This window comes from Exiguobacterium acetylicum, from assembly GCF_019890935.1.
Lineage (GTDB): Bacteria > Bacillota > Bacilli > Exiguobacteriales > Exiguobacteriaceae > Exiguobacterium_A > Exiguobacterium_A abrahamii.
In genome coordinates this window covers 1502729-1525499 of record NZ_CP082333.1, presented here as the reverse complement: position 1 = coordinate 1525499, position 22771 = coordinate 1502729, and the positions used below count along the sequence as shown (strand labels likewise).

The window sequence follows — 22771 nt, the reverse complement described above, 5'->3', positions numbered from 1 at the left end:
CCACATTCTTACATTTTTGTTAGGTAAGAATGACAAGCTAGGCATTATACTGAATGTATCGTTCAGAAAAGGAGACATGCCGCATGTTTCGTCAAAAATCACTTTTGTACTTACTCATTTTTTTGTCCTTCGGTTTCGCCTTCGACACGATCACGGGATCGTCCCTCATTCCGTTCGTTGAACCCCTTCATGAATTGATTGCCTCACTTGCGCTGACGATCACGACCGCCTGTTTGTCACTGTTCTTTCTGTTCTACCATGGCGTTCGTCCGCATCTTGAATTACTGATCGTCCTCCCCTTTTTGATTTTGACGAGCGGCATTACGTTCTTGTTCGTCTTCTTGAACGCAATGACTGTCATTTAACGTTACCAAAAAGCCCGTCTTCTTCAAGGAGACGGGCTTTGGTCGGCAATATGTAGATTACGGTTTAGCGTTAAGCTCCAGCAACGGATCACTTTCACTCGGCCAATTGATTTGTCCCTCGTAATGATCCTCGATCGTCGCGACCGGTTTCGAACGTTCGAACCGAGACGGTTGCGTCGATGTCGTACAGACGATCAAGACAGCTAACAGACTGATGATACTAAAAACTCGTCGCATCATGATTTTATACTCCTTTAGTCGTTTCTATTCTCATATTAAACAAACCATGCTATTATGCCATCCGTCCTCCGCCGTATCTCTCACTCCGCCCACTAAAAAAGACCGACTACGTAAGTCGGTCTGACACCATCACCCTTGTTCGCCAACGACCGAGAACCGCTCGTTGAGATATTGCGCGTTTTCTAGCTCATCGACTACCGCGATGGCGTAATCCGCGTAACTGATGTAGCTTTCCCCTTTTGCGTTTAGGATCATCTGCTCGCCGCCGACTGTATACGTTCCTGTGCGTTGACCGCTTGGATCAAAGAATCCAGCGGGGCTGAGATACGTCCACGTCACGTCGTGTTGCCCTTGCAGTTCGATCAAGTTTTTTCCCATGTTCGAGGCTGTCGGATAATACGCTTTTGGGAAATCCGGTGTTTCCATGACGCGTACTGTATGCTCGGCATCAACGAATAGGCTTCCCGCACCACCGACAACGAATAGTCGTGTCTTACTTCCTGCTAACACGTTGATTAAATGACGCCCGACTTCGATATGCTTCGTCTCCTCACCCGGTGCTGCATTAAACGCGTTGATGATGGCGTCAAATCCGTTCAGATCGTCTTTTGTCAGTGCGAGTACATCGCGCTCGAGAATCGTGACGTCTGCCGTCACTTTTGCCGCGTTACGGACGATTGCCTTGACGTCATGTCCACGTTTGATTGCTTCTTGTAAAATCAACTGCCCTGCTTTTCCTGTTGCGCCAATGATTCCGATGTTCATGATGATTCCTCCTTTTTATATGTAACTAAAATGATTACATGTAACCAATATAGTTACAATATCTTTGTTTGTCAACAGTGTTGTTCCTATTCCCCGTTTCTTGCCAAATGAACGATACAGCGTATAATGAGAGAACAATGTTTTTAAGAAGGAGGGTCATCCGTTGGCCATCAGTACTCGTTTTTCCGTCGGCATCCATATTCTCTCGTTGATCGCAACCGACGAGAAGATGACATCCGACTTGATTGCTGGCAGCGTCAATACGAATCCGGTCGTCATCCGTAAAATCATGAGCATGTTGAAAAAAGCTGATTTGATCGAGGTCCGTCCGGGTGTCGCCGGTGCGCGACTCGCCCGCCCGTTGTCTAAGATTACGCTGCTTGACGTCTATCACGCCGTTGCTGTCGTGCCGGATAAGGAACTGTTCGGCGTCCATGCTGCACCGAATCCAGATTGTCCGGTCGGACGAAACATACAATCGACGGTCACACCCATCTTCGAGCTTGCGCAATCTGCGCTTGAGAAGGTACTCGCTCACGTCACACTGGATGATATCGTCAGTGAAATCGAACAAAAAGAAGCATCGTCCTCATGAGGAGCGATGCTTCTTGCTTTAGAAAAACCATTGATACAGTAGATATCCTCCACCGAGGACGACAAGCACCGCGAGCATCTCAAGACCACGCATCCCGTCGTTTTGCCCACGTGGCACGGCACTACCGAGACCTTGATCGACACCATCGCGGAGATGATCGAGTGCTTGTTTCTTTTCTTGTTTGAAGCGAGACATATAAACGACCCCCTTTTTACATATTGTACCATTCTATCTTCACCTTGCAGTACATTCTGTCAAAAAGAATCCGTGGTAGTGCTTATCTTACATTCAATTCAATTCGTTTCTCTATTCATTTCGAAGTAATTTCATGAATCCCATCTTTTCAAAGATCAAAACATCCTGCTCGAAGCGTTTGATGAAACGTTCCGTCGATCGATCGTCAATTAAATTCGGATGACCGAAGCATACGTTTAAGATCGAATTGAGTTTCTCTGCATCACCACCGATGAAGTAGTGAGACATATAGGTGTCGTCTTCTGATGCGATGACGACGAATGTCGCCATATCAAGCACTCCTTCGACGCTTTCTGCTGTCAGGAGTTTGTCTTTCACAGATGCATTCTGAAAGTCATACGATTCGATGGAGGCTATCCTACCTTGCAACAGATAAAGAATTGATTTTCGGTAAATACAATAGACGCCAACGATCGTTTCAATGGGTGGAACGAACGGATCTTCGAGGATTTTGATCCATCGCTCATCCTGTTGATTCAGGCGGATGGCATGTAAGTGATTGACCAATAATTGATCAATGACGTTCACGTTCGTCGGTTGGATCGATTTAAAATCATATACAGGCAAGTCTTCTCCCCCGTTCGTTTAGTCGATGATCGTATCCTTCCCTTCTGCGCGTAACCGCTGCAGGGATGCTTTCATCGTCTCAATCTCTTCATCCGTATGCCGTTCCCACGTTCCGAGTTCAGCGATGATCTTCACGGGCTCCGTCGAACGATACGACCGAGTCGGATTACCTGGGAACCGTTTGTTCGTCAAGTTCGGATCATCCTCATACGCTCCGAGTGGTTCGACGAGGTAGATATGCTCCGCAGCGTCAGATTGCGCGAGCTCCGCGCCCCACTTCGCTGCATCAAGTGTTGCCGTGAAATAGACGTGCTGGAGCGGTCGTTCACGAAAATTCGACGCGTGCCCTGGTTTCAATTCGTCACCGATTCGCAACGTGGCTTTCGTGCCATGGAAAAACGGACCTTCGACTGGTTTCATACGCTCGCCTCCTGACTGGATACATTCAGTATAGACAGTCGATTGATTCAGCTGTAGTCTGTTTCAAAACGAAATTTCACGGTATACTTATAGCAAAGGAAGACCATTTGTCGTCAGATTGTAACTCGTTTTTTGTCTAGCCATCATGCATGATGGGGATAGTCATTTTACATACCTATAGGAGGTCATCCGTTCAACGTGAAGTTCTTTAAAGCTTTAGCGAAAACCGAAGAGGCTGTCTGGATTCCAGAAGCCGAGTGGCAAACCGTTTGTGAGCAAGAAGGACTGACCCTGCCGCATCATCCGCAGGAACAATTCGTTGGTCTCGCGTACAACAATCAACGTCAAGTCGTTGAAGTCACGCGTAACGTGCGTCCCCCGGCACTCAGTTATTACGTCACGATTCTTGAACCACCCAATAGTCGATCCCTCATCTCAAAACGTTCGTTCTTAACTGTGCTTCATGAACGAACGGAGCGCACGTCCCTCACCGAATACGGTACATTCTGTTTACTTGAAATCAACGTTCGGGAAGAAGGACTCGGCGAGCGTGGTCTGTTACTTGAGTCGTTGATTCATGACATCGAAAAAAAGTATACCCATTACGCGATTCGTGGCGATTATTCGAAGATCACCTTACAAGGACGCGTCTCCGATCAATGTTTTACGAAATATGGATTCCAGTTAACGGATTCCTATCTCACGCTCTCAAATGGGATTCCTTCCTGAAACGACCTGACACGTTCAGGTCTTTTTTTGTATAGTTCTTAGGCAATGATGGGAAGTGATGGGTTTGCGTTCAAACTAGTAGCACTACATATTTTTAATATGGTATGGTAAAAGTAATTCATCAGCAGTACATTCTACATTTAAGAGGTTCCCCATGACAACAATGACAGAGACATATCCCATGACATGCTGGCATACGATTTCGACGTATCATAATCAACAAATCAAGCGCGTCAATGCTTTCTTGAAACAATGGGATCTCTCCCATACGAATCTTGAAGTATTGCGTTGCCTACAAACGACCTCATGCACGAGCCAGAAGGAAATCGCGGAACGGATCCAAGTGACCGATGGCACGATTTCACACGGAATCAAACGTTTATTTGATCGGCAACTCATCACCCGAAAACGCAAATGGAAGACGAACTATCTGCTATTGACGGAAAAAGGAGCAGCCATTCTGCAAGAAGTGTTGCCCGCCTACGAACGTTTTCAACAAGAACAATTCGCTGCTTTGACGGCTCGACAACAGGAAGAATTAATCCGTTTCTTCGATAAGCTCAATCCTGCGTGACAGAAGAGGAGGAAAAATCATGACCTTCACATTCGAAACTTCAATGCAACACTGGAACGCCATTCAGCGAATCCATTCTCGTTATTCGAAAGAAGTCAACGATGTACTGAAACCAAAAGGGCTCTCAAAATCCCAATTCGATTTATTGATGACCCTGTATCATCAAGAGAGTGCGACACAAAAATCACTTGAACGCACGCTCGAACTCTCAAGCGGTGCCATTTCGCAAACGGTCAAGAAGTTGCTCGCGGAACACCTCGTCATCCGAAAACGAATCAACCGGGAAAAACGGATTCTCTTGACGGAAGATGGTGCAGCGCTGATTCAAACATCAGCTCCCGAAATCGAAGAGATTGATGATCGTTATTTCCGTGCCTTTACATCAAAGGACCACGAGACGTTCGACCAATTGCTCCATAAGATGCAAAGCGATCACTTTTAAATGCGCATAATCGTTATAACAAAAGAGTCCTTCTCTCTTCTGAAAGCACAGTAGAGAGAAGGACTCTTTCATTGTTCAAATGGGAACGTATTCCTTTTATCTGAATCCGGCAATAACGATTTATTTCGAGTCCACCATGCAATCAAGCTTGCCACTAATAAGATGCTTGCCCAGTAAATCAAGAAAGTATTGCTGTTAAAGAACTGACTGTTCATATAGGGCGAAGGTACCGACGTAATACTTGTTAAGTAACTTTCATCGATCGTTCCATTCTCCGCCCTAACTTGTTGTTTAACGAAAACTTGATACTGGCTGAATTGCTCGACTTGATAGAAGATGCCACACACAAGATAGATCATCGTACAGATCGATAAACCGATTAGGGATAAAAAACGTAACCGCGCTGCTCTAATCCATTGCACCACGAGACTGATGCCAAATGGAAAAATCAATAGGAGTAGCAGGAGCGGTATAAGCCCTAGATTACCATTGCCGCTGCTTGATTGCGGATACACTTGCGTCGAGCGACCCAAGGATACGAGAAGTCCACTAAAGATGCTCAATGCCACTACCAATCGGTCTACTCTTACGACTCTCATCTCACTACACTCCTCCTTTGAATAATGTTTATATTCCTTCCGTCTTCCCTCTTCATTATACAAAATCGAGATACTTAAAATTTCCTTTTTCAGGAATCAAGGGAACGGATTATTTTTCTTAACCTGATTTTTAACCATCATCCATTGCTGTACACAGTTGACATCGCTGATCTTTCAACTATGCAAAATCTTTACGAACGAGCTGATAAAAACATCCAAAAAGAACCTTGAAGCGTCGCAACACTTCAAGGTTCTTCTTATTTCATGATCCCGTACTCGCAAATGCCTTCAGTCCGAACAACCAGAAACGATAAGCGATCAAACAGGCGATGATCGCGACAAGCGGTGTCGCAACAGCCATTACGCTATAGCCTCTTCCGTCAAAGAAATACATCGCCGGGTAGAAGGCAGTAAAGCCGAAGGGGATGATGTAAGTCAAGACGAACATCAACACCTTCGAGTAGATCGTCATCGGATAACGAGCAAAATCACTCAAACTGAAAACTGCTGAGACGATCGGTAAACTGTCGACCATCCAAAACGAGAACGTCGCAAAAAACAGATTGATCGCGATATAGAGCAATCCGCTCGAAAGAACAAGTACGATCAGCATCAAGACATCACCGAAGCTCCAGATCATGTCGAGGTGATTGGAAGCAACATAGAGCACCCCACCACCAATCAACAGTTGACAGAATCCGTCTTGTTGGACGCGCTCAGCGATGATTTGAAACAACGGATTGACGGGGCGCATCAACAACCGATCCAGATTCCCGGTCCGGATGTACTGCCAGCCGATCGTCCAAAGGTTATCAAAGAAGATATGATGTAAGGCTCGTCCTAAAAAGGCGATCCCGTAAATGAATAGAATCTCGTAAAAGTCCCAACCGTTTAGCATCTCGATATGCTGAAAGACGACCGACAGGAAAAAGAGTGAGGCGAACTGTTGACCGAAGACCGACAAGACACCGATCAGGAAATCAATTCGGTATTCCATCATGACCTTAAAATGACTTTTGGCATATAGCCAGTAGAGTTTTATGTATCGTTTCATCCGCCGAACACCGTCACTTTCCGGATCGCGAGCGCGAACGTGATTCGCAAGATGACGAAGAATCCGATCAACCATCCGATTTGAATCAGTAACGCTTGCAAGATGCCGCTTGCGCCAATCTCTCCCGTATAGATCGCAACCGGGACGTAGACGAGTGAAGCGAACGGTAAGTACAGACTGATCGTCTGAAACCAGTCCGGGAACAGCGTCAACGGGACGATTGCACCGGACATGATCGTGATGACGGCGTCTTGTAAGACGGATAGTCCCCAAATATTGACGGTATAGAACGCGAAGATGCCGACGAGCAGATCAATCAATGTCGCAAGCAACACGGCACAAAGGACACTACCGACGAAGGCAATGCCAGCCAGCCATGACTGTGGTCGATCCACGCCGATGAACAAGATCGAGACGAGGACGAGTGGCAGGATCGAGCGGAACAAGACCGAGACTTTTGAGCCGATGTCTTGGGCGAGTAACTTATCGAGCAAGTGATACGGACGGAGCAACTCGATTGCGATCGCCCCTTGTTTGATCATCCGGGCGAGATCGCGTCCGGCACCCCCGCGGAACTGATCGATCATCGTCGCAAGCACCGCATACGTCAGCATCGTCGACAGTGAGATACCGGAGACATCGGTCTTATTGGCATACACGGCTTGCCAGAAGAAATAGAGAATGAACAAGCGCATCGTCACGCTGAACATGCTTGCCCAGTACCAGGCCGTGTAGGCGAGATCAACCTTGATTTGGGACCGCATCAACGCGGTATATTTACGGATTCTCATGCACTGATCCCCGCTCGGTAGAGCTTGCGGATTAACGTCTCCATCTTCGGGACGGACACGGAGACGTCCCGAACGGCGTACAGCGAAACGATTTCCTTGATGACTTGACCGCTTGACAGTTCTCGGTCGTCGAAGGCGAGCTCATACGTTTGTTCATTCGTCTCAAACACGATCACACGATTGATCAACGCCGTCGGTAAAACGAACGGCACCGGTTCTTCGAGCGTGATTCGAAGTGTCCGCTCGTGACTGAACGATGCCTTCAACTGATCGATCGTATCGTCATAGATGATTTTGCCGTCGTCGAGGACGATCACCCGGTCACAGACTTCCTCGATGTCCTGCATGTCGTGCGTCGTCAAGATGACGGTCGTTCCCCAGCGATCACTCATCTCGCGGATGAAGTGACGGATCGTCTCCTTGATCTCGATATCAAGCCCAATCGTTGGTTCGTCGAGATAGACGACTTTTGGTCGATGCAGGAAGGCTGCGGCTAGTTCGCAGCGCATCTTTTGTCCGAGCGACAGTTGCCGGACTGGTACGTCTAGGAGCGGTGCGAGATCGAGCTTCTCCCGAAACCACGCGAGCGTCTCGGCAAACTCGGACGTCGGCACTTGATAGATTTCCTTCAACAGCTCAAACGATTCTTGGACCGGAATGTCCCAGAACAGTTGTGTCCGCTGACCGAAGACGGCTCCGATTTGTGACGCGTTCTTGACGCGGTCGGCATGTGGATCAAGTCCGAATACCCGGACGTTCCCCGCGTCCGGACGTAAGACTCCAGCGAGCATCTTGATCGTCGTTGATTTCCCGGCACCGTTGAAACCGATGTAGCCGACACGTTCTCCAGCTTCAATCGTCAAATCAATCGCTTTGACCGCCTCTTTCATCCGGTATGTCCTGCGAAAGAGTGCTTTGATCGCCCCGCGCAGTCCCGGTTCCCGTTGGAGGATTTGATAATGTTTCGTCAGTCCTGTTGCCTCAATGGCATATGGTTGCATGTATTCTCCCCCTTTTTGTGCAAACGCTTTCTGAAAACGTAGTATACCAGAAAAATCCAAGATTCTTCCATCTCTTTTGAAAATTTTTCTCGATATTCTGACGCGGTCGCGTAATAATAGAAAAAAAGGAGTGGTCTGACCATGCTATTACGCCATATGACACATCGGCATCACATGAAATCAATCGTGACACGCGGTGGATTGTCACCGACATTCCAAATCGATGCACCAACAGGATGGATCGCCTTTGAAGTCGATCCTCCAAGCGCAGCGTATCAAACGCACTTTCATCAATTAAAAAATGATTGGCAGGATGGAGATGTCGTTACGCTCGAATTCGATGGGGAGCGGATGCAAGCAGCTGGATTTGAGATGCTCCAATCGGAAGAGGATGAACGCAGTCATCATGCAAAAAAATTAGGGTTACCCCTCGAAGAAATCGGCTCGTATGCGTACATTCGCAATTTCGTCTCGCTTGACTACCTAGTCGAGTCGTCACGTGAGAAAATCTCAGAGTATTATTGAACTAGATGAGAAGTTCTTCTTTTTTAAAAGATACGGAAATCATGATACTTTTATACATCTTTAGGGTATCGTTGGTTGTATAGAATAAATATTCACTGAATGAAACATTTTGTTGTAGTTATTTTTCAGAACTCATTTGAGAGGAACACGAACATGTGGAATACGCTGAACCATCTTATCCTCAACGTCGCTCTGACCTTTTTCTTCGTGCTCATCTCCCTGTTCTTTTTTAAGCGATTTCAGTTTCGAAACACGCTCGACAGCTGGCTGAAGAAAAATCTGTTAGTACTGATTCTTGCGACAGGTGCCGGCTACTGGGTCATCCATAACGCCATCACCTATGAGGGATTCCGTTTCGATTTGTCGATTACCTTAATCGTCATCGCTTTCATTTATGGAGGCATCAGTAGCGGCTTCATCACGACCCTCGTCTTCGCTTCTCTTCAAACGTTCGTTTTTGATTCCGCTCATGCCTATTGGCTGATCGGTACGTATCTGATCGTCAGCATCGTTGTCTTGTACTTACAAAATGAAGCACCGGATCGATTCATCTCGTTTCCGGTCATCTTCACGATTGCACTCATTCTCTGTTTACCATACGTTCAACATGTTCAACCGAATGACGTGACAGCGATGACGATCTTTCTCATCGGGAATGGTTGCGCCGGTTTCCTCTTGCACAGCATCTTGCATCAAGTCCGCTGGCACTTCAATCAAGTCCGGATGCATCGGCGTCTTGCTTTGACGGATACATTGACAGGGCTTGATAATCGACGTCGTCTAGAAGAGACCGTCCAACGGTACAAATCCCAACAGACAGACTTTTCAATCATGATCATCGATGTCGACCATTTCAAACAGGTCAATGATACTTACGGTCATGACCGCGGCGATCATATTTTACGGCAAATCAGCTCTTTGCTTGCATCATATTGTCCCCCAACTTGTGTGCTCGGACGATTCGGCGGTGAAGAGTTCATGATGCTGTTGCCGGAGCATTCGTTGCCGGAGACGCGTCGACTCGCGGAACAAATCTGTGAAGCCAGTGCCAAACGGACGTATGAGTTATCAGCGACGGAACCGCTGCAAGTGACGTTATCGATTGGGGTGTCCCGCCAAACGCATCAACCGTCTGAGACCCATAATTTTCTGCAGACGATCCAGCAGGCAGACGCTGCCCTCTATCAAGCGAAGAAGAGTGGTCGGAATTGTGTCTTTCATCATGACCCGTTACGTTAAAGAAAAAAGTGCCCCCCTCGCGTGACGTGAAGGGGGCACTGCTATCTGAAATGGAGGAACGAACGTGGAAATCACGAATGTCTTACGCTTTACCGATCGCGATGGCTTTCGACAGTGGCTGACGAACCACGCAGATCACGCGACCTTCTGCTGGGTGATTCTCAGTCGAAAACAAGCCGGAGATGGGTTACTTTATCTCGATGCCGTCGAAGAGGCACTTTGCTTCGGCTGGATTGATGGCATTGCAAAGAAGACCGAAGACGGTGAACTGGCGCAACGGTTCACCCCACGTCGAAAGAACAGCAACTGGACCGAACTGAACAAGGAACGAGTCCGTCGCTTGGAACGTCTCGGCTTGATGCAACCGTCCGGACGACAGGTTCTACCAGACATGCGCGCTGATGCGTTCGTCATTGATGACGCCATCCAGACACGTCTACAAGAAGACCCGGTCGTCTATGAACAGTTTAATGACTTCCCGGAGCTCTATCGACGCATCCGGATCGATACGATTCAAAGTGTACGCAAGGATCCCGTTCTCTATGAAAAACGTCTGCAGACGTTGATTGAAAAAACGAAACGGAATCAGATGTACGGTCAGTGGAATGACGGGGGTCGTCTTTTACTCGAAGATGTTCCGGAGACGGAATCAGAGGATAGTCGGTCAGACCGCTAAGAAAATCTCTTCTAATGATTGACGTTCGATCTGCACCTCGTAGACTTTGACGTCTTGTTTCGCAAGCATGACGAGTAACTCTGGAATATCCTCTTCCGTTGATAAATCAAGCCGTGTACAATCATCGGTTTGCGACAAAAGTCGAGCGTATGCTGGCAGATGCGATGGCTCTAATCGCGGAACAGTCCGAATACGGATTTGAATCTCCTGCCTCATTGCTTCTTGTAAGGACGCAACGGTTCCACAGCGGACGATTCTTCCCTCCGTCATAATGGCGACACGATCACACATCTTTTCGATCTCATTCAAGTTATGCGAGGTCAAGAAGATCGTTTTTTCGTCCACTTTTAATGCAAGCAACAATCGCTGGATCTCAATCGCCGATTCTGGATCAAGACCGGACGTCGGTTCATCTAAAAAAAGTAATTCCGGATTTCCGGTGAGCGCTTGTGCGATACTGATTTTTTTCTTCATCCCGAACGAGAAGCTCCCGATCTTTTGTCGCTCCGTTCCGCTTAATCCGACTTGTTCAAGCAATCGTCCAATTTCTCGCTTCGTGATGCGAACTCCTGATAATCCTGCCATGTAGTTAAGAAACGCACGTGCCGTCATATCATGATACAGATTCGATGTATCCGGCATGACTCCGATCCGTTGTTTGATGGCATCCAGTCGATCAGCGGGTTCACCGAGAAGTGCGACAGTTCCGCCTGTCGCTTGTGTGATCCCGGTCATAATTTGAATGAACGTCGATTTCCCAGCACCATTACGACCTAAAAAACCAAAGATTTCTCCTCGTTCGACCGTCAAATTCACCTCTCGTAAGACTTCCTTCGCACCGAACGATTTCTTCAACCCTTTTACTTCAATCGCTTTCATGTTACAAATCCTTTCGCTTTAACGTGAGATAGGAGATCGTCAAAAACAATCCACTCCATAAAACAGGTAACAGTAATAATGTTCCAGACATGATGACAGCGTGGTACGGCAAGATGTATTGAAACGGTACCAGATACCATTTTTCCGAGAACGCTGACCAGAGACCGATGATCGGGACGACAATCCCGAGAAATATACCGAGAAACATCGTCAAACCAGGCTTCGCAATCATTGTAGATAAAAAGATGTTGAAACTGGTGATGTATAGGATGACGATCAGAACCGTCAGATAATCGATCCAGAACCATTGCTGCGCGTAGAGCGAGACAATCAGGAAATTGATCGTAAGCGTCGCGCACCAGAATAACAATGATCCGAGAAACTTCTCCAAAACGATTCGCAGACGCGACGTCTTCGTGACCAGTAAACGAATCGTCCGCGTCTCGATTTCACGATTGATGATGTCATGTGATAACGCAGCCACGAACAGAAAACCGAAGAACAGGATGAAGAACTTAATGCTTGAAGTATAGGCAGACGGTTGATTAACGCCAGCAAGCAGTTCCGGATGCCTCGTCAAATACGATGCTGTGAAGACGGACGTGATCGTCAGAAAAAGAATCAATAGAATCGCTTTGATGCTTTTGAAGCTGCTCGTGAATTCTTGTTTTACGATTGGAAACATGACGGACTCCTTCGGACATATTTTTGATTAACGCAAGCGTTCTTTTACTTTCGTGACAAGGACACCGAGTCCATATAAGGTAACGGCTGTTAAGAGCATCGTGATGATGGTTTCCATATGAATTCTCCTCTATGTAAATGACGTGTCATCTTACTCTACGCTACTCCTTACAAAAAGTTTCCTTATTTTTCAATTCCCAACATTCTCCTCATGGTACAGTAAAAGAAAAAAAGGAGACGGCAAATGAAACGTTATACAATCACCTGTCAGCAACAATCCGTTCATATTACGGAATGGGGAAACGAACAGCTTCCGACGATCGTCTGCTTCCATGGACTCGGCAGTACGAGTCTCAGCTTCATCGAAATCGCTGAAGCGCTCGCGGACGAATTCCGTCTGATTGCGATGGATTTACCCGGTCACGGCAAAACACCAGCTTTCTCAGACCCTCTACACTATCGCATGAAACCCTTTACGGACTGGATCGATGAAGTCTTACACATCCTTGATATCAAGCGGTTCTATGCCTTGTCGCACTCGTGGGGCAGTGTACTCTCGCTCTATTATTTGATTGAACATGCGGATCGTGTGCTCGGCACGATCCTGATTGACGGCGGCTATCATAGTAAACGACTTTACGGTCGTTCTGTAGAGGAAGAAGTCGCCTTTTATGAACAAGATTTCGAGGATTCCGTTTCAACATGGGACGAATTTTTGGACATTGCCGTTTATGCCCCAAACGCCCGTCGCTCCCCCTCCCTTGATCAAGCCGGAGTCGATCTTCTTCGGATGGAGGAAGGACGATTCCACTGGCATGCTCGAGGAGAGACGGCTGCTGCGATCGTACGTGCGCTGCACCACGAGGATGTTCTTGATTTCCTCCCGGACGTTCCACCAGCGGACATTCAGTTGTACGTCGCAACGTTACCGACGGATCAAGCACCCATCCGTCAGCAGGCGACGAACCGATTACATGAGATGACGCAAGCGACGGTCCATTTCGTCCCGGAGACAGGACATCTATTACACTGGGATCGCCCTGACGTCATCATCGAAGCGATTCGTCACTACTGGACGTCCGGAAAAAGATTGTTTTCCATTTGAAAAATGGTTTATTATGGAATTAGAGTAAAAAGGAGGGGTTCATATGTTAAAACGGTTAACGTTCGTTTGTGTGACCTTATGCGTCGCGATCGTCGCTACCCTTGTCGCTGCACGCCACTCAACTGGAAACACCATTTCGTTTGAAGAGCCGTTATCGGTTTACCTCGCGATCGGACTAATCATCTTCTTATTCTTACCACCGCTCGTCCTATCATTTTTCGAACATCCTGTCCTGAAGATCATCAATGTCGTCTATCAATCCTTAATCGTCTTCAGTTTCGTCGGACTGATTCCCGTCGGCTTCTTGATTCCGAACGGATCCTCGACGATCATTGTCGCTGTCCTTGGAACAGTCGCAAGTCTTGCTAGTGTGATCGTCGCTACGCGGAGTACGACGTTCCAACCTGTCTTAAAGTGAATCGACTACCTGAGCAGGATGTCTCTCTTGACATCCTGCTTTTATCGTTTTAAGTTGTATATACAAACGTTAAGGAAGGAGCATGATTCATGTCATTGATTCAGGAAGAGGAGGATTTATTGACGTATTGTCTCTATTTCACGTCGAGCCGCTTTGCCCGTAATATCGCCAAATTGGCTGATCAAGCTATCGACGGTGAGCTCGCACCCTCCTATTACTACATGATGCTCGTCGTCCATTTCCATCCGGACATCACACAAAAGGAATTAAGTCAGCGCTTATCACTCGCTCCCTCAACAAGCACACGGTTCTTAGATAAACTGGAAGCACTCGGTTGGATTCATCGTGAATCACGCGGGAAACAATCTCACGTCCGCTTGACGACAGAGGGGGAAGAAGTTTACGGCTCGTTTCGTCAATCGTTGAAGCAGTTATTCGCTGATTATGCGGCGATTCTTGGCAAGGACGAGAGTAAACAACTGAGCAAATCGCTTCGGGATGCAAATGAAAAACTTGAGCGTGCTTGAGTTTTTTTGCCCTAACGTTTGTATATACAACTATCAAGGAGTGTTTTCATGACTACACAACAAACCATAGTAATCATTGGCGCCGGTCCCGGAATCGGATATCATACGGCACTTCGTTTCGCACAGGACGGCTATCACGTCGCACTGATGGCGCGGGATGAACAACGTCTTCAATCACTCGTCACTCGCCTGACAGATCAAGGATACGATGCGACCGCTCATGTCGCGGATGTACGAACTACTGTCTCGCTTGCGGCGCAATTTAAAGTCATTAAACGGATTCATGGCTCGATTGATGTCCTGCTATATAATGCGCTAGCTAACACGCCAGGTCGCCCAACAGTGTTGCGCGCAGAAAATCTACGCGCGGACTTCGAAGTCAATGTCATCGGTGCACTCAACAGCGTCAATGCAGCACTCCCGTACTTATCACCTGACGCATCGATCCTGCTGACAGGTGGTGGACTTGCGCTCTCACCTGTTGCCGACGTCGCTTCTTTATCGCTCGGTAAAGCGGCACTCCGAAATCTAGCGTATAGCTTGCATGACGAGTTGAAGGAACAATCGATCCATGTCGGAACGTTGACGATCGCCGGTTTCGTCAAAGAAGGAACCTACTTTGCACCACAGCATATCGCGCAAGCCTTACATGAGCTTCGTCAAGAGCGAGCTATCGAACGCATTTACAAGGAGGAACAACAATGAAGACACTCGTTATCGTCGCCCATCCGGATCTAACAAATTCTCGTATCAATCGAACGTGGATGCACGCGTTTCAACAGCAAGAAAACGTGATGGTTCATGATTTGTACGCCGCCTATCCCGATTTTAAGATTGATGTAAAACGGGAACAGGAGTTATTGATGGCACACGACCGGATCGTACTCCAGTTTCCGTTCTTTTGGTATAGCAGCCCCGCTTTACTGAAACTATGGCAAGACGAGGTACTTGCTTACGGCTGGGCTTATGGTCAAGCTGGTACACGATTGCATGGGAAGGAACTGTTACTCGCTTTTTCAACGGGCGGTCCAGCGGAAGCTTACCAGCCGTCGGGTTTAAATCGCTTCACGTTTGATCAATTGACGACACCGTTTCAAGCGATGGCGAATTTGACGGGGATGACGTTTTTACCCCCGTACATTTTGTCCGGCGTCCGCACCTTATCCGATGAAGCATTAGCAGAGGCAACCACATCACTCATTGACCGGACACTTCTTGTTCCAACACGAAAGTGAGGTCACTTATGGCACGTTTTCTCTATCAGACGCGTGAATTCGACTGTCCGGTCCAGCTCAGCATGAACGTCTTGATGGGCAAGTGGAAAGTGTTAGTCTTATGGCAACTGTTCTTAAAAAATCGTCGGTATGGTGAATTGAAACGTCTCGTTCCCGGCATCAGCCATAAAGTTTTATCGGATACATTAAAAGTGCTTGAAGAAGAACGATTCATCTTCCGTCATGACTTTCAGGAAAACCCACCGCACGTCGAATACGGTCTGACGGATCAGGGACGTGACCTCGAGCCGATTCTACGTGCCTTACAACAATGGGGGATGCAGTATAAAGCATCCCACTCACCTTAATGTGCGTACTTGTCCTTCTGAACGTGTTTGATACGATGACATTAAGTCATCCATCACACCACGAACAGGAGGATTTTTTCATGAAAACGATCTTAATCGTCGTTTCGAATCCAACCGTCTCATCGACAACACAATGGCCGGTCGGGTTTTGGTTATCAGAGTTGACCCATCCGCTGGAAATGTTTCAAAAACACGGGTATCACGTGACGATTGCCAGTCCAGATGGCGGTAAAGTTGATTGGGATGCACTCAGTGATCCTACTGATCCAAGCGGATACTCTGCTCATGATCAGCTCTCACTGTCGTATCGGGATAACCTTGAATTTTTGACACGCCTGTCAGCGACACCGCGCATCGATGATCTGGACCTCACAGGATTTGATGCCATTCTCGTCGCTGGTGGTCAAGCCCCGATGTTTACGTTTGAACAAGCCACTTCGCTCCATGAAGCCTTTCTCGCCTTTTATGGTGCAGGAAAACCATCAGCGGCACTATGTCACGGTACGAGTCTATTACTTTATCTAAATGATGGCGCGCGCCCGTTCGTCGAAAACAAACGCATGACCGGCTTTACGAACGCGGAAGAAGATTTAGCTGATCAAGCAGCAGGCATGCGTGTCATGCCGTTTCGCATCGAGGAGGAAGCGAAGCGTCTTGGTGCGGTGTTCGTCTCCGCCTCCCCGTGGACATCGTTTTCAGTCGTCGATGGACATCTCATCACCGGGCAACAGCAAGAATCGGGACAGGAAGTCGCAATGCGTGTCATCGAATTGCTTGAAGCATAAGGAGGTCTGAACATGCACGAATGGTCACGACCAACGATTCATACGACGACTGGGCACCGACAGGCGTCGTGGATTGAACTGTTCTTTGATCTCGTTTTCATCGCTTCTCTCGTCGAAGCGATTCATTTCGTTGAAGCGCATCTATCCGAAGGCATCATGTCGACGCTTCTACTCTTCTTGGTATTTTTCATCGCACCTTGGATCGTCTGGCGGAGTACGACGTTCTATTCCGATCGCTATGAGGAAAATACAAGCCGCCATCGTCTTCTCTTGATCGCCTTGATGATACCGATTGGCTTGTTCGCTTACTCTGTTCACCATGTCGTCGAAGGACATGTCGGCTGGTTCGTCCTAAGCTTTATCCTCTCTCGTCTTTGGCTCTTATTCATGTGGGGTACTGTCCGAATGACGGAAGAGGCACAAAGAAGAACCTTCCGTATTTTGTTGCTCGGACATGGCACCGCGATGCTCCTCGTCACATTCAGTTATTGGGTTGCATTTTTACCGCTCGTCCTGCTTGCTTTACTCATTGAGTTATTTCAGACGCTGTGGACGTTACGTGCTCACGAACAACTTCCCGAGTTGACACGCAATCACTTGCCTGAACGGTTCGGCTTGTTCACGATGCTTGTCCTCGGAGAAGGTGTCCTTGGCGTGATCGACTTGCTGGCAACAGGAGAAGGTTTATTGTACCCGTTCTTACTCTTCCTCTATCTCGTCTGCTGTTTTTGGATCTACTACGATCAAGTCATCTACCGGCTGTATCATCCGACCGCCTGGCACGTCTATTGGTGGGGCATGTGGAACCTTGGTATCGTGATATCTTTATTGCTCGTCCGTAGCGCTTTTTCAGGTTATATCGCAACTGATCCGGATGCTGTTCTGCTCTTTTTCAGTGCGACCCTGCTGTTTATTTGGACGACCGGTGGTATCGGATTGACCGGGCAAAAAGATACCGTGTCTGTTCGAATGACGAGACGTTTTCTCCAACTCCGTCTCTTGCTGACATTTTTACTCGTAGGTAGTTTCTTCATTTTCTCTCCCTTCTTGTTGCTACTCGTGGTGCTCCTATCCTTACTTTTAATTCTCTTTCAGGGGATCTATTATTGGACGACACTTTTACGTCCCTCGTCCGAAACATGATCAACCAGATGGTGCTAATCATCTGGTTATTTTACGTATAAATTTATTTATCGATAAGCTCATTTTTATTAATTTGTTTTTTGATTCAAGCGGGCGTATTCTAATCACGTAGCCAATCGGCAAACGAAAAAGGAGGAACACATCATGAGTAAACACATCTTAATGGTCGTCACGAACGCGAAAGAAATGAAGGAAGGTCACGCAACAGGACTTTGGTTGTCTGAGTTTGCGGAAGCTTACATCGAATTCAAGAACGCAGGATATACGGTAACGGTCGCAAGCCCGAACGGCGGCGAATCACCAATCGACGCACGAAGCCTTGAAGACGAAGTCCCAGCTGAGATTCAAGCGACAGCTCCACTCTTGAAAGAGACACTTGATTTAAAAGCAATCCAGGATTTCTCGGCATTCGATGCAATCTTCATGCCAGGTGGACACGGTACGATGTTCGACTTGCCACAAAGTGATGCTTTGAACAACGCCCTTCGGACATTGTTTGAAGCGAACAAGACGGTCGCTGCGGTCTGCCACGGACCCGCTGGACTCGTCAGTGCGACACTCTCAGACGGAACACCACTCGTCGCTGGAAAGACGATCGCAACGTTCACGGATGAAGAAGAACGCGCGACAGGCCTTGACGTCTACATGCCATTCTTGCTTGAGACACGTCTTCGTGAACTTGGTGCGAACATCATCACGGCTGACAACTTCACGGAAAACGTCCAAGTCGACGGAAACCTTGTCACGGGTCAAAATCCACAATCTACGATTGCGGTCGCAAAAGCCGTCATCAATACACTTAACTAATCGAAACAAGGGATCCTTTGGATGAAGGATCTCTTTTCATAGGAGGTTCTATCGATGATTCAACTGATTGCCCGGATCGAAGCGCATCCGAATCAAGGCGAACAGCTCGCTTCCATCATCGAAGGTGTGATCGCCCCTTCGCGTGCAGAAGCAGGGTGTCTGACGTATCAGGCACATCGCGCTATCGATGCTCCGAACGTCTTCTACTTTTATGAACAATGGCGTGACCAAGACGCCTTCGATCAGCATGTCGCCTCACCGCACTATCAAGCCTATCGAGCAGACAGTGTCCATCTCGTCGCTGATCGTGCATTGACGTTCTTAAGTGACGTATCGAAGTAATGTATATTTCATACAAAAAAGTCCAATCCTCAAGAATTTGCTTGTGGATTGGACTTTTTTAACTTAATTCAACCTAACGCCTTAATCACCTGTTGCAAAACCGGATCATGACGCGAGTCCGTTCGATAGGCGACGTATAACTGATTCGTCGCGAATCGTTCCGGCGCAATCCGTTGTACCCGTCCAGCACTGACCGCTGCCTCGACGAGATAATCGGGCAAGACGCTGATCCCGTGTCCTGCTTCGATCGCTTTTAGTATCGCATCGACGTTCGGTAAGATCATTTCCGGACGGATCCCAGGTCGTTCTCCGAACTGCGTCTGATAGTACCGACGAATGATCGGCAGCTCGAGTCCGTAACTGATCCAACGCTGACGGTCCATCCATTCCTTTAGATCCGCTTCCGGAACTTCGTAGCTGATCGGGGCGATCAAATGAAAGCGTTCGTCAGCGATCGGGACGTACTGGACACCCGGTTCATCGATCCGCTTCGTTGCGATGATGAAGTCGAGCTCATTCGCAAGCAAGCGTTGCAACAAGGGAACCGTCAAATCAAAGACTACCGTGAACTGTGCGACGTCGAGCGGTAGCTTCGGTACGATCCCATGCGTGACGAATTCCGTCGGTCCCCCGAACTTCAAGACCGGACGAGGTTGTTCCCCTGCTTCGTACTTCATCTCAAGCGATAACTCCTCGAGCCGATCAATCAATCCGACGACTTGTGTATAGAGGGCTGTTCCCGCGTCCGTCGAAATCATTTGCCGTGGCGCACGGATGAACAAGGACGTCTCTAGTTCTGCTTCTAGTGCCGCGATATGCTGGCTGACCGCCGGTTGCGTCAAAAAACGAATTCTTGCCGCTGCCGAGACGGAACGCTGTTGGTAAACGTGAATGAAACTGCGATACCATTCAAAATCAATCATATAGTTTCTCCTTTTGCTGGGTCTTCTTAAAAAGTATAGATTCATTCAATCCATAAGACAAATAACGAATAATTTAGTAAGTCATAAATTTATTTATCGGATAATGAGAGAGGATTTCCAAAATGTTTCGTTAGAAGTTCCTCTATACAGAACCCGACGATTGCTCCGCGGATCATTGCAAGAAAAGCGTCAAATCTGATTTCATTTCTGCTCTTCTTTCTTTTTCTTCTCCCGGTGATATTGTTTTAATGCCATATTGACGTTCACGATGACGGCACTGAGAACACCGACGCCAAGCATGACGTACACGATCGAAAACAATTTACCGAACGCTGTCTGTGGGACGAGATCCCCGTATCCGACCGTCGCGAGCGTCATGACGGAGAAATAAAAGGCGTCCAGAATACTGAACTGTTCGACATTGTGATAAAAGACAGTCCCAATCAAGAAAAGTGCCCCAACCATGATCATCAATGCCTTCTGTTCTTCTTGCTTGAATAAGATACGAATGACATGAAAAAAATTTCGGATCAAGATAAAGAACGCCAGCATGCTCTCTCCTCCTCAGTTCCGTCATCACGGCACACGTTCATTGAACAATTTCTCTAGTTGGTCAGGATCAAGTTGATTCAAGTCAGAGATCAGGAAATAATCGATTCGTATTGATGACTGGATCTGTAAACTTTAATCCGTCCGTAGGAGCTATTTGACACCGAGCAACGTCGCGATCAAAATAAAACTACAGTTGATCAGAAACAGATATCTGCACCGAGCGCGTAGGTCATGTTCTGATTCATAATGGCGTAATCGATCGTATAGACCAGTGTCAACAAGGCGGTGGCGATTACGACACCGGGAACGTCCGCGCGATCAGTTCGTCACTTAAAAACGTGTCATGCCATTCAAGTCATTGGTTTTTATTTACCCATTTTTAGTGTCTTCGTCTTATTTCCCGTATGAAAAATAAAAAAATCCCTTTAACGAAAGGTATATCGCTCATGAAAAAATTCCGCGGTAAACGCCGTTATTTTAAAAATCTCGAACTGGAATTCAACAGTTTTTCTTCTCCAGCCTATATTGATCCAGACGTTTGGTTTAACGACTGGCACGAGCACCCTGACTTTTCCGGACATGGCAACGCGAGTCTGCGCATTCGTAAAGCACATCTTCGGATCGCGTTGAGCGCTATGCAGGACATGCAACAAAAACTAACGGAAAAACAGATTGAACATCAGCTTTACATAACGATTGTTCTTGAGGATGCTTCACAAGACGCACTACATGTCCACACGACGAATCCAGACGGAACCCCATTCCCACTTGAGCGGATTCAGTCGTTCCCTCTCGCTTCACACGTTCCGACCTGGGTAACGGAACTCTTTCCGGGCAACCGGTATACGATTCATCAATCTCAGGAGGAATTGGTTGATTATACGGAAGAGACACCTGTCAGCTCGACCGTCACCTTTTTTTACATCTTGCCTAACCGTTAACGATACGACAACGAGCTACCCTTTCCATCACAGGAAGAGGATAGCTCGTTTTGTTCGGTTTCACTTATGGTAGCAAGATGACCTTGCCGAATTTGCCAGCTTGTTTGAAGTACGCTTGGGCTTGTCGCGCTTCAGCGAGCGGGAACGTCCGGTCGATGACCGGCTGAATCGTCTGCGTCCGAACCGCCTCGAGTAATTTCTCATAATCATGGCGATTGCCAAGGACGGATCCTTGTAGACGGATATGTTTTAAATAAAGCGTCCGAAAATCAAGCGACGTCACCTGCCCCCCGGACGATCCGGAAATACAGTACGTTCCGCCGCGCTTCAGCAGATCCAGTCCTTGTTTGACCACCGCATCGCCGACGACGTCGAGAATCGCATCGACCGGACCGACTTCTTGCATGACCTGCTGATCCCAGTCCGGCTCACGGTAGGAAACGACCAAGTCCGCCCCGAGTTTTTGCAATTGATCCGTCAGCTTCAAATCACCGACGAGTGCGACGACACGGGCACCGAAGACACGTTTCGCAATCTGGACGTTGAGTGAACCGACACCGCCACTGGCACCTGTTACGAGAACCGTCTGTCCTTGTTGTAAGTCGAGTTGTTCGACCATGTGCCACGCCGTCAATCCACTGACCGAGAAGACCGCACTGTCCGTATAGGAAGCAAGCGGCATGTCGTAACAGAGTTCGAGCGGCCAGCAGACATACTCCGCGTATCCGCCGTCATACTCGGAACCGATGAATGATAAGTCCTCGGCACTTTGTTCGTCAGCAATTTCTCCACTCGCCGTGAACGGGAACAAGACGACGTCGCGTCCGATTTCCGTCTCGGCGACACCGTCTCCGACCGCGACGATTCGTCCGCTGATGTCTGAACCGGGAATCCGGGGGAACTGCACCCCTTCTGCTTTCCAGCCGGATTCACTCTCTGCACCATAGGCGCCTTCCCGCATCCAAATTTCTGTATTGTTCAAGGCACAAGCTTTGATTTCAATCAGTACCTCGCCTTGTTTCGGTTGTGGTGTCTCTTGATCGATATAGGCGAGCTGCTCAAGCCCGCCATGCCCCGTTACGGTGACTGCCTTCATGTTTTTGCCTCACTTTCTTTCCCTCATATGATATCTCTCTTCTTTACCCCTTCATCCTGATTTTAATATCCTGCTTCCGTAACCCGCTGTCTCCTTCTATAGAACGATTCGTCCTCGTTTAATATCTAGATATAATATGGAGACGAATTC

33 protein-coding genes are annotated in these 22771 nt (G+C 47.7%); 19 read left to right on the top strand and 14 right to left on the bottom strand.

Annotated elements, in window-relative coordinates; genetic code table 11:
- Positions 1-83 precede the first annotated feature (83 nt).
- On the top strand, positions 84-365 hold the full coding sequence (locus tag K7G97_RS07880; RefSeq protein WP_195865144.1) for a hypothetical protein: 282 nt from the start codon (positions 84-86) through the stop codon (positions 363-365).
- A gap of 57 nt (positions 366-422) precedes the next feature.
- On the opposite strand, the gene K7G97_RS07875 is transcribed toward K7G97_RS07880, so the two are convergent.
- A complete protein-coding gene (locus K7G97_RS07875) occupies positions 423-605 on the bottom strand; it encodes a hypothetical protein (protein ID WP_023468170.1) in 183 nt (60 codons plus the stop codon).
- A gap of 129 nt (positions 606-734) precedes the next feature.
- On the bottom strand, positions 735-1370 hold the full coding sequence (locus K7G97_RS07870) for an NAD(P)-dependent oxidoreductase (RefSeq protein WP_223041890.1): 636 nt from the start codon (positions 1368-1370) through the stop codon (positions 735-737).
- Positions 1371-1533: 163 nt separating this feature from the next.
- Here K7G97_RS07870 and K7G97_RS07865 point away from each other — a divergent pair, with 163 nt between their 5' ends.
- Complete coding sequence (locus K7G97_RS07865; RefSeq protein ID WP_058265849.1) at positions 1534-1965, top strand: Rrf2 family transcriptional regulator; 432 nt, start codon at positions 1534-1536, stop codon at positions 1963-1965.
- A gap of 18 nt (positions 1966-1983) precedes the next feature.
- On the opposite strand, the gene K7G97_RS07860 is transcribed toward K7G97_RS07865, so the two are convergent.
- The 3 genes from K7G97_RS07860 to arr form a co-directional block, all read right to left on the bottom strand.
- Positions 1984-2160: a hypothetical protein gene (locus K7G97_RS07860; RefSeq protein ID WP_223041889.1), complete on the bottom strand. Its 177-nt coding sequence runs from the start codon at positions 2158-2160 to the stop codon at positions 1984-1986.
- Positions 2161-2271: 111 nt separating this feature from the next.
- Positions 2272-2787, bottom strand: a complete 516-nt coding sequence (locus K7G97_RS07855) for a hypothetical protein (protein WP_223041888.1) — start codon at positions 2785-2787, stop codon at positions 2272-2274.
- 18 nt (positions 2788-2805) lie between these two features.
- Entirely contained in the window at positions 2806-3207 is a 402-nt protein-coding gene (gene arr / locus K7G97_RS07850; RefSeq protein ID WP_223041887.1) for an NAD(+)--rifampin ADP-ribosyltransferase, read from the bottom strand.
- Between the two features lie 198 nt (positions 3208-3405).
- Here arr and K7G97_RS07845 point away from each other — a divergent pair, with 198 nt between their 5' ends.
- From K7G97_RS07845 to K7G97_RS07835, 3 genes are all read left to right on the top strand, one after another.
- A complete protein-coding gene (locus tag K7G97_RS07845; protein ID WP_215147732.1) occupies positions 3406-3936 on the top strand; it encodes a hypothetical protein in 531 nt (176 codons plus the stop codon).
- A 154-nt stretch (positions 3937-4090) separates the two neighbouring features.
- Positions 4091-4510 carry a MarR family winged helix-turn-helix transcriptional regulator gene (locus K7G97_RS07840; protein ID WP_133208694.1) on the top strand — a complete coding sequence of 140 codons (420 nt, stop codon included), beginning with the start codon at positions 4091-4093 and terminating at the stop codon, positions 4508-4510.
- A 19-nt stretch (positions 4511-4529) separates the two neighbouring features.
- A complete protein-coding gene (locus K7G97_RS07835; protein ID WP_223041886.1) occupies positions 4530-4952 on the top strand; it encodes a MarR family winged helix-turn-helix transcriptional regulator in 423 nt (140 codons plus the stop codon).
- A 68-nt stretch (positions 4953-5020) separates the two neighbouring features.
- On the opposite strand, the gene K7G97_RS07830 is transcribed toward K7G97_RS07835, so the two are convergent.
- The 4 genes from K7G97_RS07830 to K7G97_RS07815 form a co-directional block, all read right to left on the bottom strand.
- Complete coding sequence (locus tag K7G97_RS07830) at positions 5021-5551, bottom strand: hypothetical protein (RefSeq protein ID WP_223041885.1); 531 nt, start codon at positions 5549-5551, stop codon at positions 5021-5023.
- 262 nt (positions 5552-5813) lie between these two features.
- Positions 5814-6605, bottom strand: coding sequence for an ABC transporter permease (locus K7G97_RS07825; protein ID WP_223042006.1), 792 nt, complete (start codon positions 6603-6605; stop codon positions 5814-5816).
- Positions 6602-7396 (bottom strand): ABC transporter permease, encoded by a 795-nt coding sequence (locus K7G97_RS07820; protein WP_223041884.1) that lies wholly within the window; start codon positions 7394-7396, stop codon positions 6602-6604. Before K7G97_RS07820 ends, K7G97_RS07825 begins: the two co-directional genes overlap by 4 nt.
- Positions 7393-8397: an ABC transporter ATP-binding protein gene (locus K7G97_RS07815; protein WP_223041883.1), complete on the bottom strand. Its 1005-nt coding sequence runs from the start codon at positions 8395-8397 to the stop codon at positions 7393-7395. Before K7G97_RS07815 ends, K7G97_RS07820 begins: the two co-directional genes overlap by 4 nt.
- A gap of 141 nt (positions 8398-8538) precedes the next feature.
- Here K7G97_RS07815 and K7G97_RS07810 point away from each other — a divergent pair, with 141 nt between their 5' ends.
- The 3 genes from K7G97_RS07810 (at position 8539) to K7G97_RS07800 (ending at position 10837) form a co-directional block, all read left to right on the top strand.
- Positions 8539-8922 carry a hypothetical protein gene (locus K7G97_RS07810; RefSeq protein WP_223041882.1) on the top strand — a complete coding sequence of 128 codons (384 nt, stop codon included), beginning with the start codon at positions 8539-8541 and terminating at the stop codon, positions 8920-8922.
- Between the two features lie 153 nt (positions 8923-9075).
- Entirely contained in the window at positions 9076-10161 is a 1086-nt protein-coding gene (locus tag K7G97_RS07805) for a diguanylate cyclase (RefSeq protein ID WP_223041881.1), read from the top strand.
- Positions 10162-10225: 64 nt separating this feature from the next.
- Positions 10226-10837, top strand: coding sequence for a YdeI/OmpD-associated family protein (locus K7G97_RS07800; RefSeq protein WP_223041880.1), 612 nt, complete (start codon positions 10226-10228; stop codon positions 10835-10837).
- Here K7G97_RS07800 and K7G97_RS07795 read toward each other — a convergent pair.
- Together K7G97_RS07795 and K7G97_RS07790 are read right to left on the bottom strand one after the other, a co-directional pair.
- On the bottom strand, positions 10826-11716 hold the full coding sequence (locus K7G97_RS07795) for an ABC transporter ATP-binding protein (RefSeq protein ID WP_223041879.1): 891 nt from the start codon (positions 11714-11716) through the stop codon (positions 10826-10828). The two genes, K7G97_RS07800 and K7G97_RS07795, sit on opposite strands and share 12 nt — an antisense overlap.
- A gap of 1 nt (position 11717) precedes the next feature.
- On the bottom strand, positions 11718-12401 hold the full coding sequence (locus tag K7G97_RS07790; RefSeq protein ID WP_223041878.1) for an ABC transporter permease: 684 nt from the start codon (positions 12399-12401) through the stop codon (positions 11718-11720).
- Positions 12402-12644: 243 nt separating this feature from the next.
- Between K7G97_RS07790 and K7G97_RS07785 the strand changes: the two genes are divergently transcribed.
- From K7G97_RS07785 to K7G97_RS07740, 10 genes are all read left to right on the top strand, one after another.
- Positions 12645-13505: an alpha/beta fold hydrolase gene (locus K7G97_RS07785; protein WP_223041877.1), complete on the top strand. Its 861-nt coding sequence runs from the start codon at positions 12645-12647 to the stop codon at positions 13503-13505.
- 43 nt (positions 13506-13548) lie between these two features.
- Positions 13549-13923, top strand: coding sequence for a hypothetical protein (locus K7G97_RS07780; protein ID WP_223041876.1), 375 nt, complete (start codon positions 13549-13551; stop codon positions 13921-13923).
- A gap of 89 nt (positions 13924-14012) precedes the next feature.
- Positions 14013-14450: a MarR family winged helix-turn-helix transcriptional regulator gene (locus K7G97_RS07775; RefSeq protein ID WP_223041875.1), complete on the top strand. Its 438-nt coding sequence runs from the start codon at positions 14013-14015 to the stop codon at positions 14448-14450.
- Positions 14451-14498: 48 nt separating this feature from the next.
- On the top strand, positions 14499-15155 hold the full coding sequence (locus K7G97_RS07770) for an SDR family NAD(P)-dependent oxidoreductase (protein WP_223041874.1): 657 nt from the start codon (positions 14499-14501) through the stop codon (positions 15153-15155).
- Positions 15152-15685, top strand: coding sequence for an NAD(P)H-dependent oxidoreductase (locus K7G97_RS07765; RefSeq protein ID WP_223041873.1), 534 nt, complete (start codon positions 15152-15154; stop codon positions 15683-15685). Before K7G97_RS07770 ends, K7G97_RS07765 begins: the two co-directional genes overlap by 4 nt.
- 8 nt (positions 15686-15693) lie before the next feature.
- A complete protein-coding gene (locus tag K7G97_RS07760; RefSeq protein WP_223041872.1) occupies positions 15694-16032 on the top strand; it encodes a winged helix-turn-helix transcriptional regulator in 339 nt (112 codons plus the stop codon).
- Positions 16033-16112: 80 nt separating this feature from the next.
- Complete coding sequence (locus K7G97_RS07755) at positions 16113-16817, top strand: type 1 glutamine amidotransferase domain-containing protein (RefSeq protein WP_223041871.1); 705 nt, start codon at positions 16113-16115, stop codon at positions 16815-16817.
- Positions 16818-16829: 12 nt separating this feature from the next.
- On the top strand, positions 16830-17960 hold the full coding sequence (locus K7G97_RS07750) for a low temperature requirement protein A (protein ID WP_223041870.1): 1131 nt from the start codon (positions 16830-16832) through the stop codon (positions 17958-17960).
- Between the two features lie 144 nt (positions 17961-18104).
- On the top strand, positions 18105-18767 hold the full coding sequence (locus K7G97_RS07745; protein ID WP_023468141.1) for a type 1 glutamine amidotransferase domain-containing protein: 663 nt from the start codon (positions 18105-18107) through the stop codon (positions 18765-18767).
- A 54-nt stretch (positions 18768-18821) separates the two neighbouring features.
- Entirely contained in the window at positions 18822-19109 is a 288-nt protein-coding gene (locus K7G97_RS07740; protein ID WP_223041869.1) for a putative quinol monooxygenase, read from the top strand.
- Positions 19110-19177: 68 nt separating this feature from the next.
- On the opposite strand, the gene K7G97_RS07735 is transcribed toward K7G97_RS07740, so the two are convergent.
- Both K7G97_RS07735 and K7G97_RS07730 read right to left on the bottom strand, forming a co-directional pair.
- Complete coding sequence (locus tag K7G97_RS07735; RefSeq protein ID WP_223041868.1) at positions 19178-20032, bottom strand: LysR family transcriptional regulator; 855 nt, start codon at positions 20030-20032, stop codon at positions 19178-19180.
- Positions 20033-20233: 201 nt separating this feature from the next.
- Entirely contained in the window at positions 20234-20584 is a 351-nt protein-coding gene (locus tag K7G97_RS07730; RefSeq protein WP_023468138.1) for a potassium channel family protein, read from the bottom strand.
- Between the two features lie 446 nt (positions 20585-21030).
- Here K7G97_RS07730 and K7G97_RS07725 point away from each other — a divergent pair, with 446 nt between their 5' ends.
- On the top strand, positions 21031-21525 hold the full coding sequence (locus K7G97_RS07725; protein WP_223041867.1) for a hypothetical protein: 495 nt from the start codon (positions 21031-21033) through the stop codon (positions 21523-21525).
- 64 nt (positions 21526-21589) lie between these two features.
- Here K7G97_RS07725 and K7G97_RS07720 read toward each other — a convergent pair whose 3' ends face one another.
- Positions 21590-22621 carry a zinc-binding dehydrogenase gene (locus tag K7G97_RS07720; protein WP_223041866.1) on the bottom strand — a complete coding sequence of 344 codons (1032 nt, stop codon included), beginning with the start codon at positions 22619-22621 and terminating at the stop codon, positions 21590-21592.
- Positions 22622-22771: the final 150 nt, after the last annotated feature.

What these genes read in the sequence shown, in the direction of transcription:
- K7G97_RS07840 (WP_133208694.1), top strand. Translation starts at nt 4,091, where the DNA reads ATGACAACAATGACAGAGACATATCCCATGACATGCTGGCATACGATT.
- K7G97_RS07760 (WP_223041872.1), top strand. Translation starts at nt 15,694, where the DNA reads ATGGCACGTTTTCTCTATCAGACGCGTGAATTCGACTGTCCGGTCCAG.
- K7G97_RS07820 (WP_223041884.1), bottom strand. Translation starts at nt 7,396, where the DNA reads ATGAGAATCCGTAAATATACCGCGTTGATGCGGTCCCAAATCAAGGTT.
- K7G97_RS07750 (WP_223041870.1), top strand. Translation starts at nt 16,830, where the DNA reads ATGCACGAATGGTCACGACCAACGATTCATACGACGACTGGGCACCGA.
- K7G97_RS07765 (WP_223041873.1), top strand. Translation starts at nt 15,152, where the DNA reads ATGAAGACACTCGTTATCGTCGCCCATCCGGATCTAACAAATTCTCGT.
- K7G97_RS07775 (WP_223041875.1), top strand. Translation starts at nt 14,013, where the DNA reads ATGTCATTGATTCAGGAAGAGGAGGATTTATTGACGTATTGTCTCTAT.
- K7G97_RS07755 (WP_223041871.1), top strand. Translation starts at nt 16,113, where the DNA reads ATGAAAACGATCTTAATCGTCGTTTCGAATCCAACCGTCTCATCGACA.
- K7G97_RS07720 (WP_223041866.1), bottom strand. Translation starts at nt 22,621, where the DNA reads ATGAAGGCAGTCACCGTAACGGGGCATGGCGGGCTTGAGCAGCTCGCC.
- K7G97_RS07830 (WP_223041885.1), bottom strand. Translation starts at nt 5,551, where the DNA reads ATGAGAGTCGTAAGAGTAGACCGATTGGTAGTGGCATTGAGCATCTTT.
- K7G97_RS07860 (WP_223041889.1), bottom strand. Translation starts at nt 2,160, where the DNA reads ATGTCTCGCTTCAAACAAGAAAAGAAACAAGCACTCGATCATCTCCGC.
- K7G97_RS07835 (WP_223041886.1), top strand. Translation starts at nt 4,530, where the DNA reads ATGACCTTCACATTCGAAACTTCAATGCAACACTGGAACGCCATTCAG.
- K7G97_RS07880 (WP_195865144.1), top strand. Translation starts at nt 84, where the DNA reads ATGTTTCGTCAAAAATCACTTTTGTACTTACTCATTTTTTTGTCCTTC.
- K7G97_RS07780 (WP_223041876.1), top strand. Translation starts at nt 13,549, where the DNA reads ATGTTAAAACGGTTAACGTTCGTTTGTGTGACCTTATGCGTCGCGATC.
- K7G97_RS07805 (WP_223041881.1), top strand. Translation starts at nt 9,076, where the DNA reads ATGTGGAATACGCTGAACCATCTTATCCTCAACGTCGCTCTGACCTTT.
- K7G97_RS07875 (WP_023468170.1), bottom strand. Translation starts at nt 605, where the DNA reads ATGATGCGACGAGTTTTTAGTATCATCAGTCTGTTAGCTGTCTTGATC.
- K7G97_RS07740 (WP_223041869.1), top strand. Translation starts at nt 18,822, where the DNA reads ATGATTCAACTGATTGCCCGGATCGAAGCGCATCCGAATCAAGGCGAA.
- K7G97_RS07795 (WP_223041879.1), bottom strand. Translation starts at nt 11,716, where the DNA reads ATGAAAGCGATTGAAGTAAAAGGGTTGAAGAAATCGTTCGGTGCGAAG.
- K7G97_RS07785 (WP_223041877.1), top strand. Translation starts at nt 12,645, where the DNA reads ATGAAACGTTATACAATCACCTGTCAGCAACAATCCGTTCATATTACG.
- K7G97_RS07825 (WP_223042006.1), bottom strand. Translation starts at nt 6,605, where the DNA reads ATGAAACGATACATAAAACTCTACTGGCTATATGCCAAAAGTCATTTT.
- K7G97_RS07725 (WP_223041867.1), top strand. Translation starts at nt 21,031, where the DNA reads ATGAAAAAATTCCGCGGTAAACGCCGTTATTTTAAAAATCTCGAACTG.
- K7G97_RS07730 (WP_023468138.1), bottom strand. Translation starts at nt 20,584, where the DNA reads ATGCTGGCGTTCTTTATCTTGATCCGAAATTTTTTTCATGTCATTCGT.
- K7G97_RS07810 (WP_223041882.1), top strand. Translation starts at nt 8,539, where the DNA reads ATGCTATTACGCCATATGACACATCGGCATCACATGAAATCAATCGTG.
- K7G97_RS07770 (WP_223041874.1), top strand. Translation starts at nt 14,499, where the DNA reads ATGACTACACAACAAACCATAGTAATCATTGGCGCCGGTCCCGGAATC.
- K7G97_RS07790 (WP_223041878.1), bottom strand. Translation starts at nt 12,401, where the DNA reads ATGTTTCCAATCGTAAAACAAGAATTCACGAGCAGCTTCAAAAGCATC.
- K7G97_RS07735 (WP_223041868.1), bottom strand. Translation starts at nt 20,032, where the DNA reads ATGATTGATTTTGAATGGTATCGCAGTTTCATTCACGTTTACCAACAG.
- K7G97_RS07745 (WP_023468141.1), top strand. Translation starts at nt 18,105, where the DNA reads ATGAGTAAACACATCTTAATGGTCGTCACGAACGCGAAAGAAATGAAG.
- K7G97_RS07815 (WP_223041883.1), bottom strand. Translation starts at nt 8,397, where the DNA reads ATGCAACCATATGCCATTGAGGCAACAGGACTGACGAAACATTATCAA.
- K7G97_RS07870 (WP_223041890.1), bottom strand. Translation starts at nt 1,370, where the DNA reads ATGAACATCGGAATCATTGGCGCAACAGGAAAAGCAGGGCAGTTGATT.
- arr (WP_223041887.1), bottom strand. Translation starts at nt 3,207, where the DNA reads ATGAAACCAGTCGAAGGTCCGTTTTTCCATGGCACGAAAGCCACGTTG.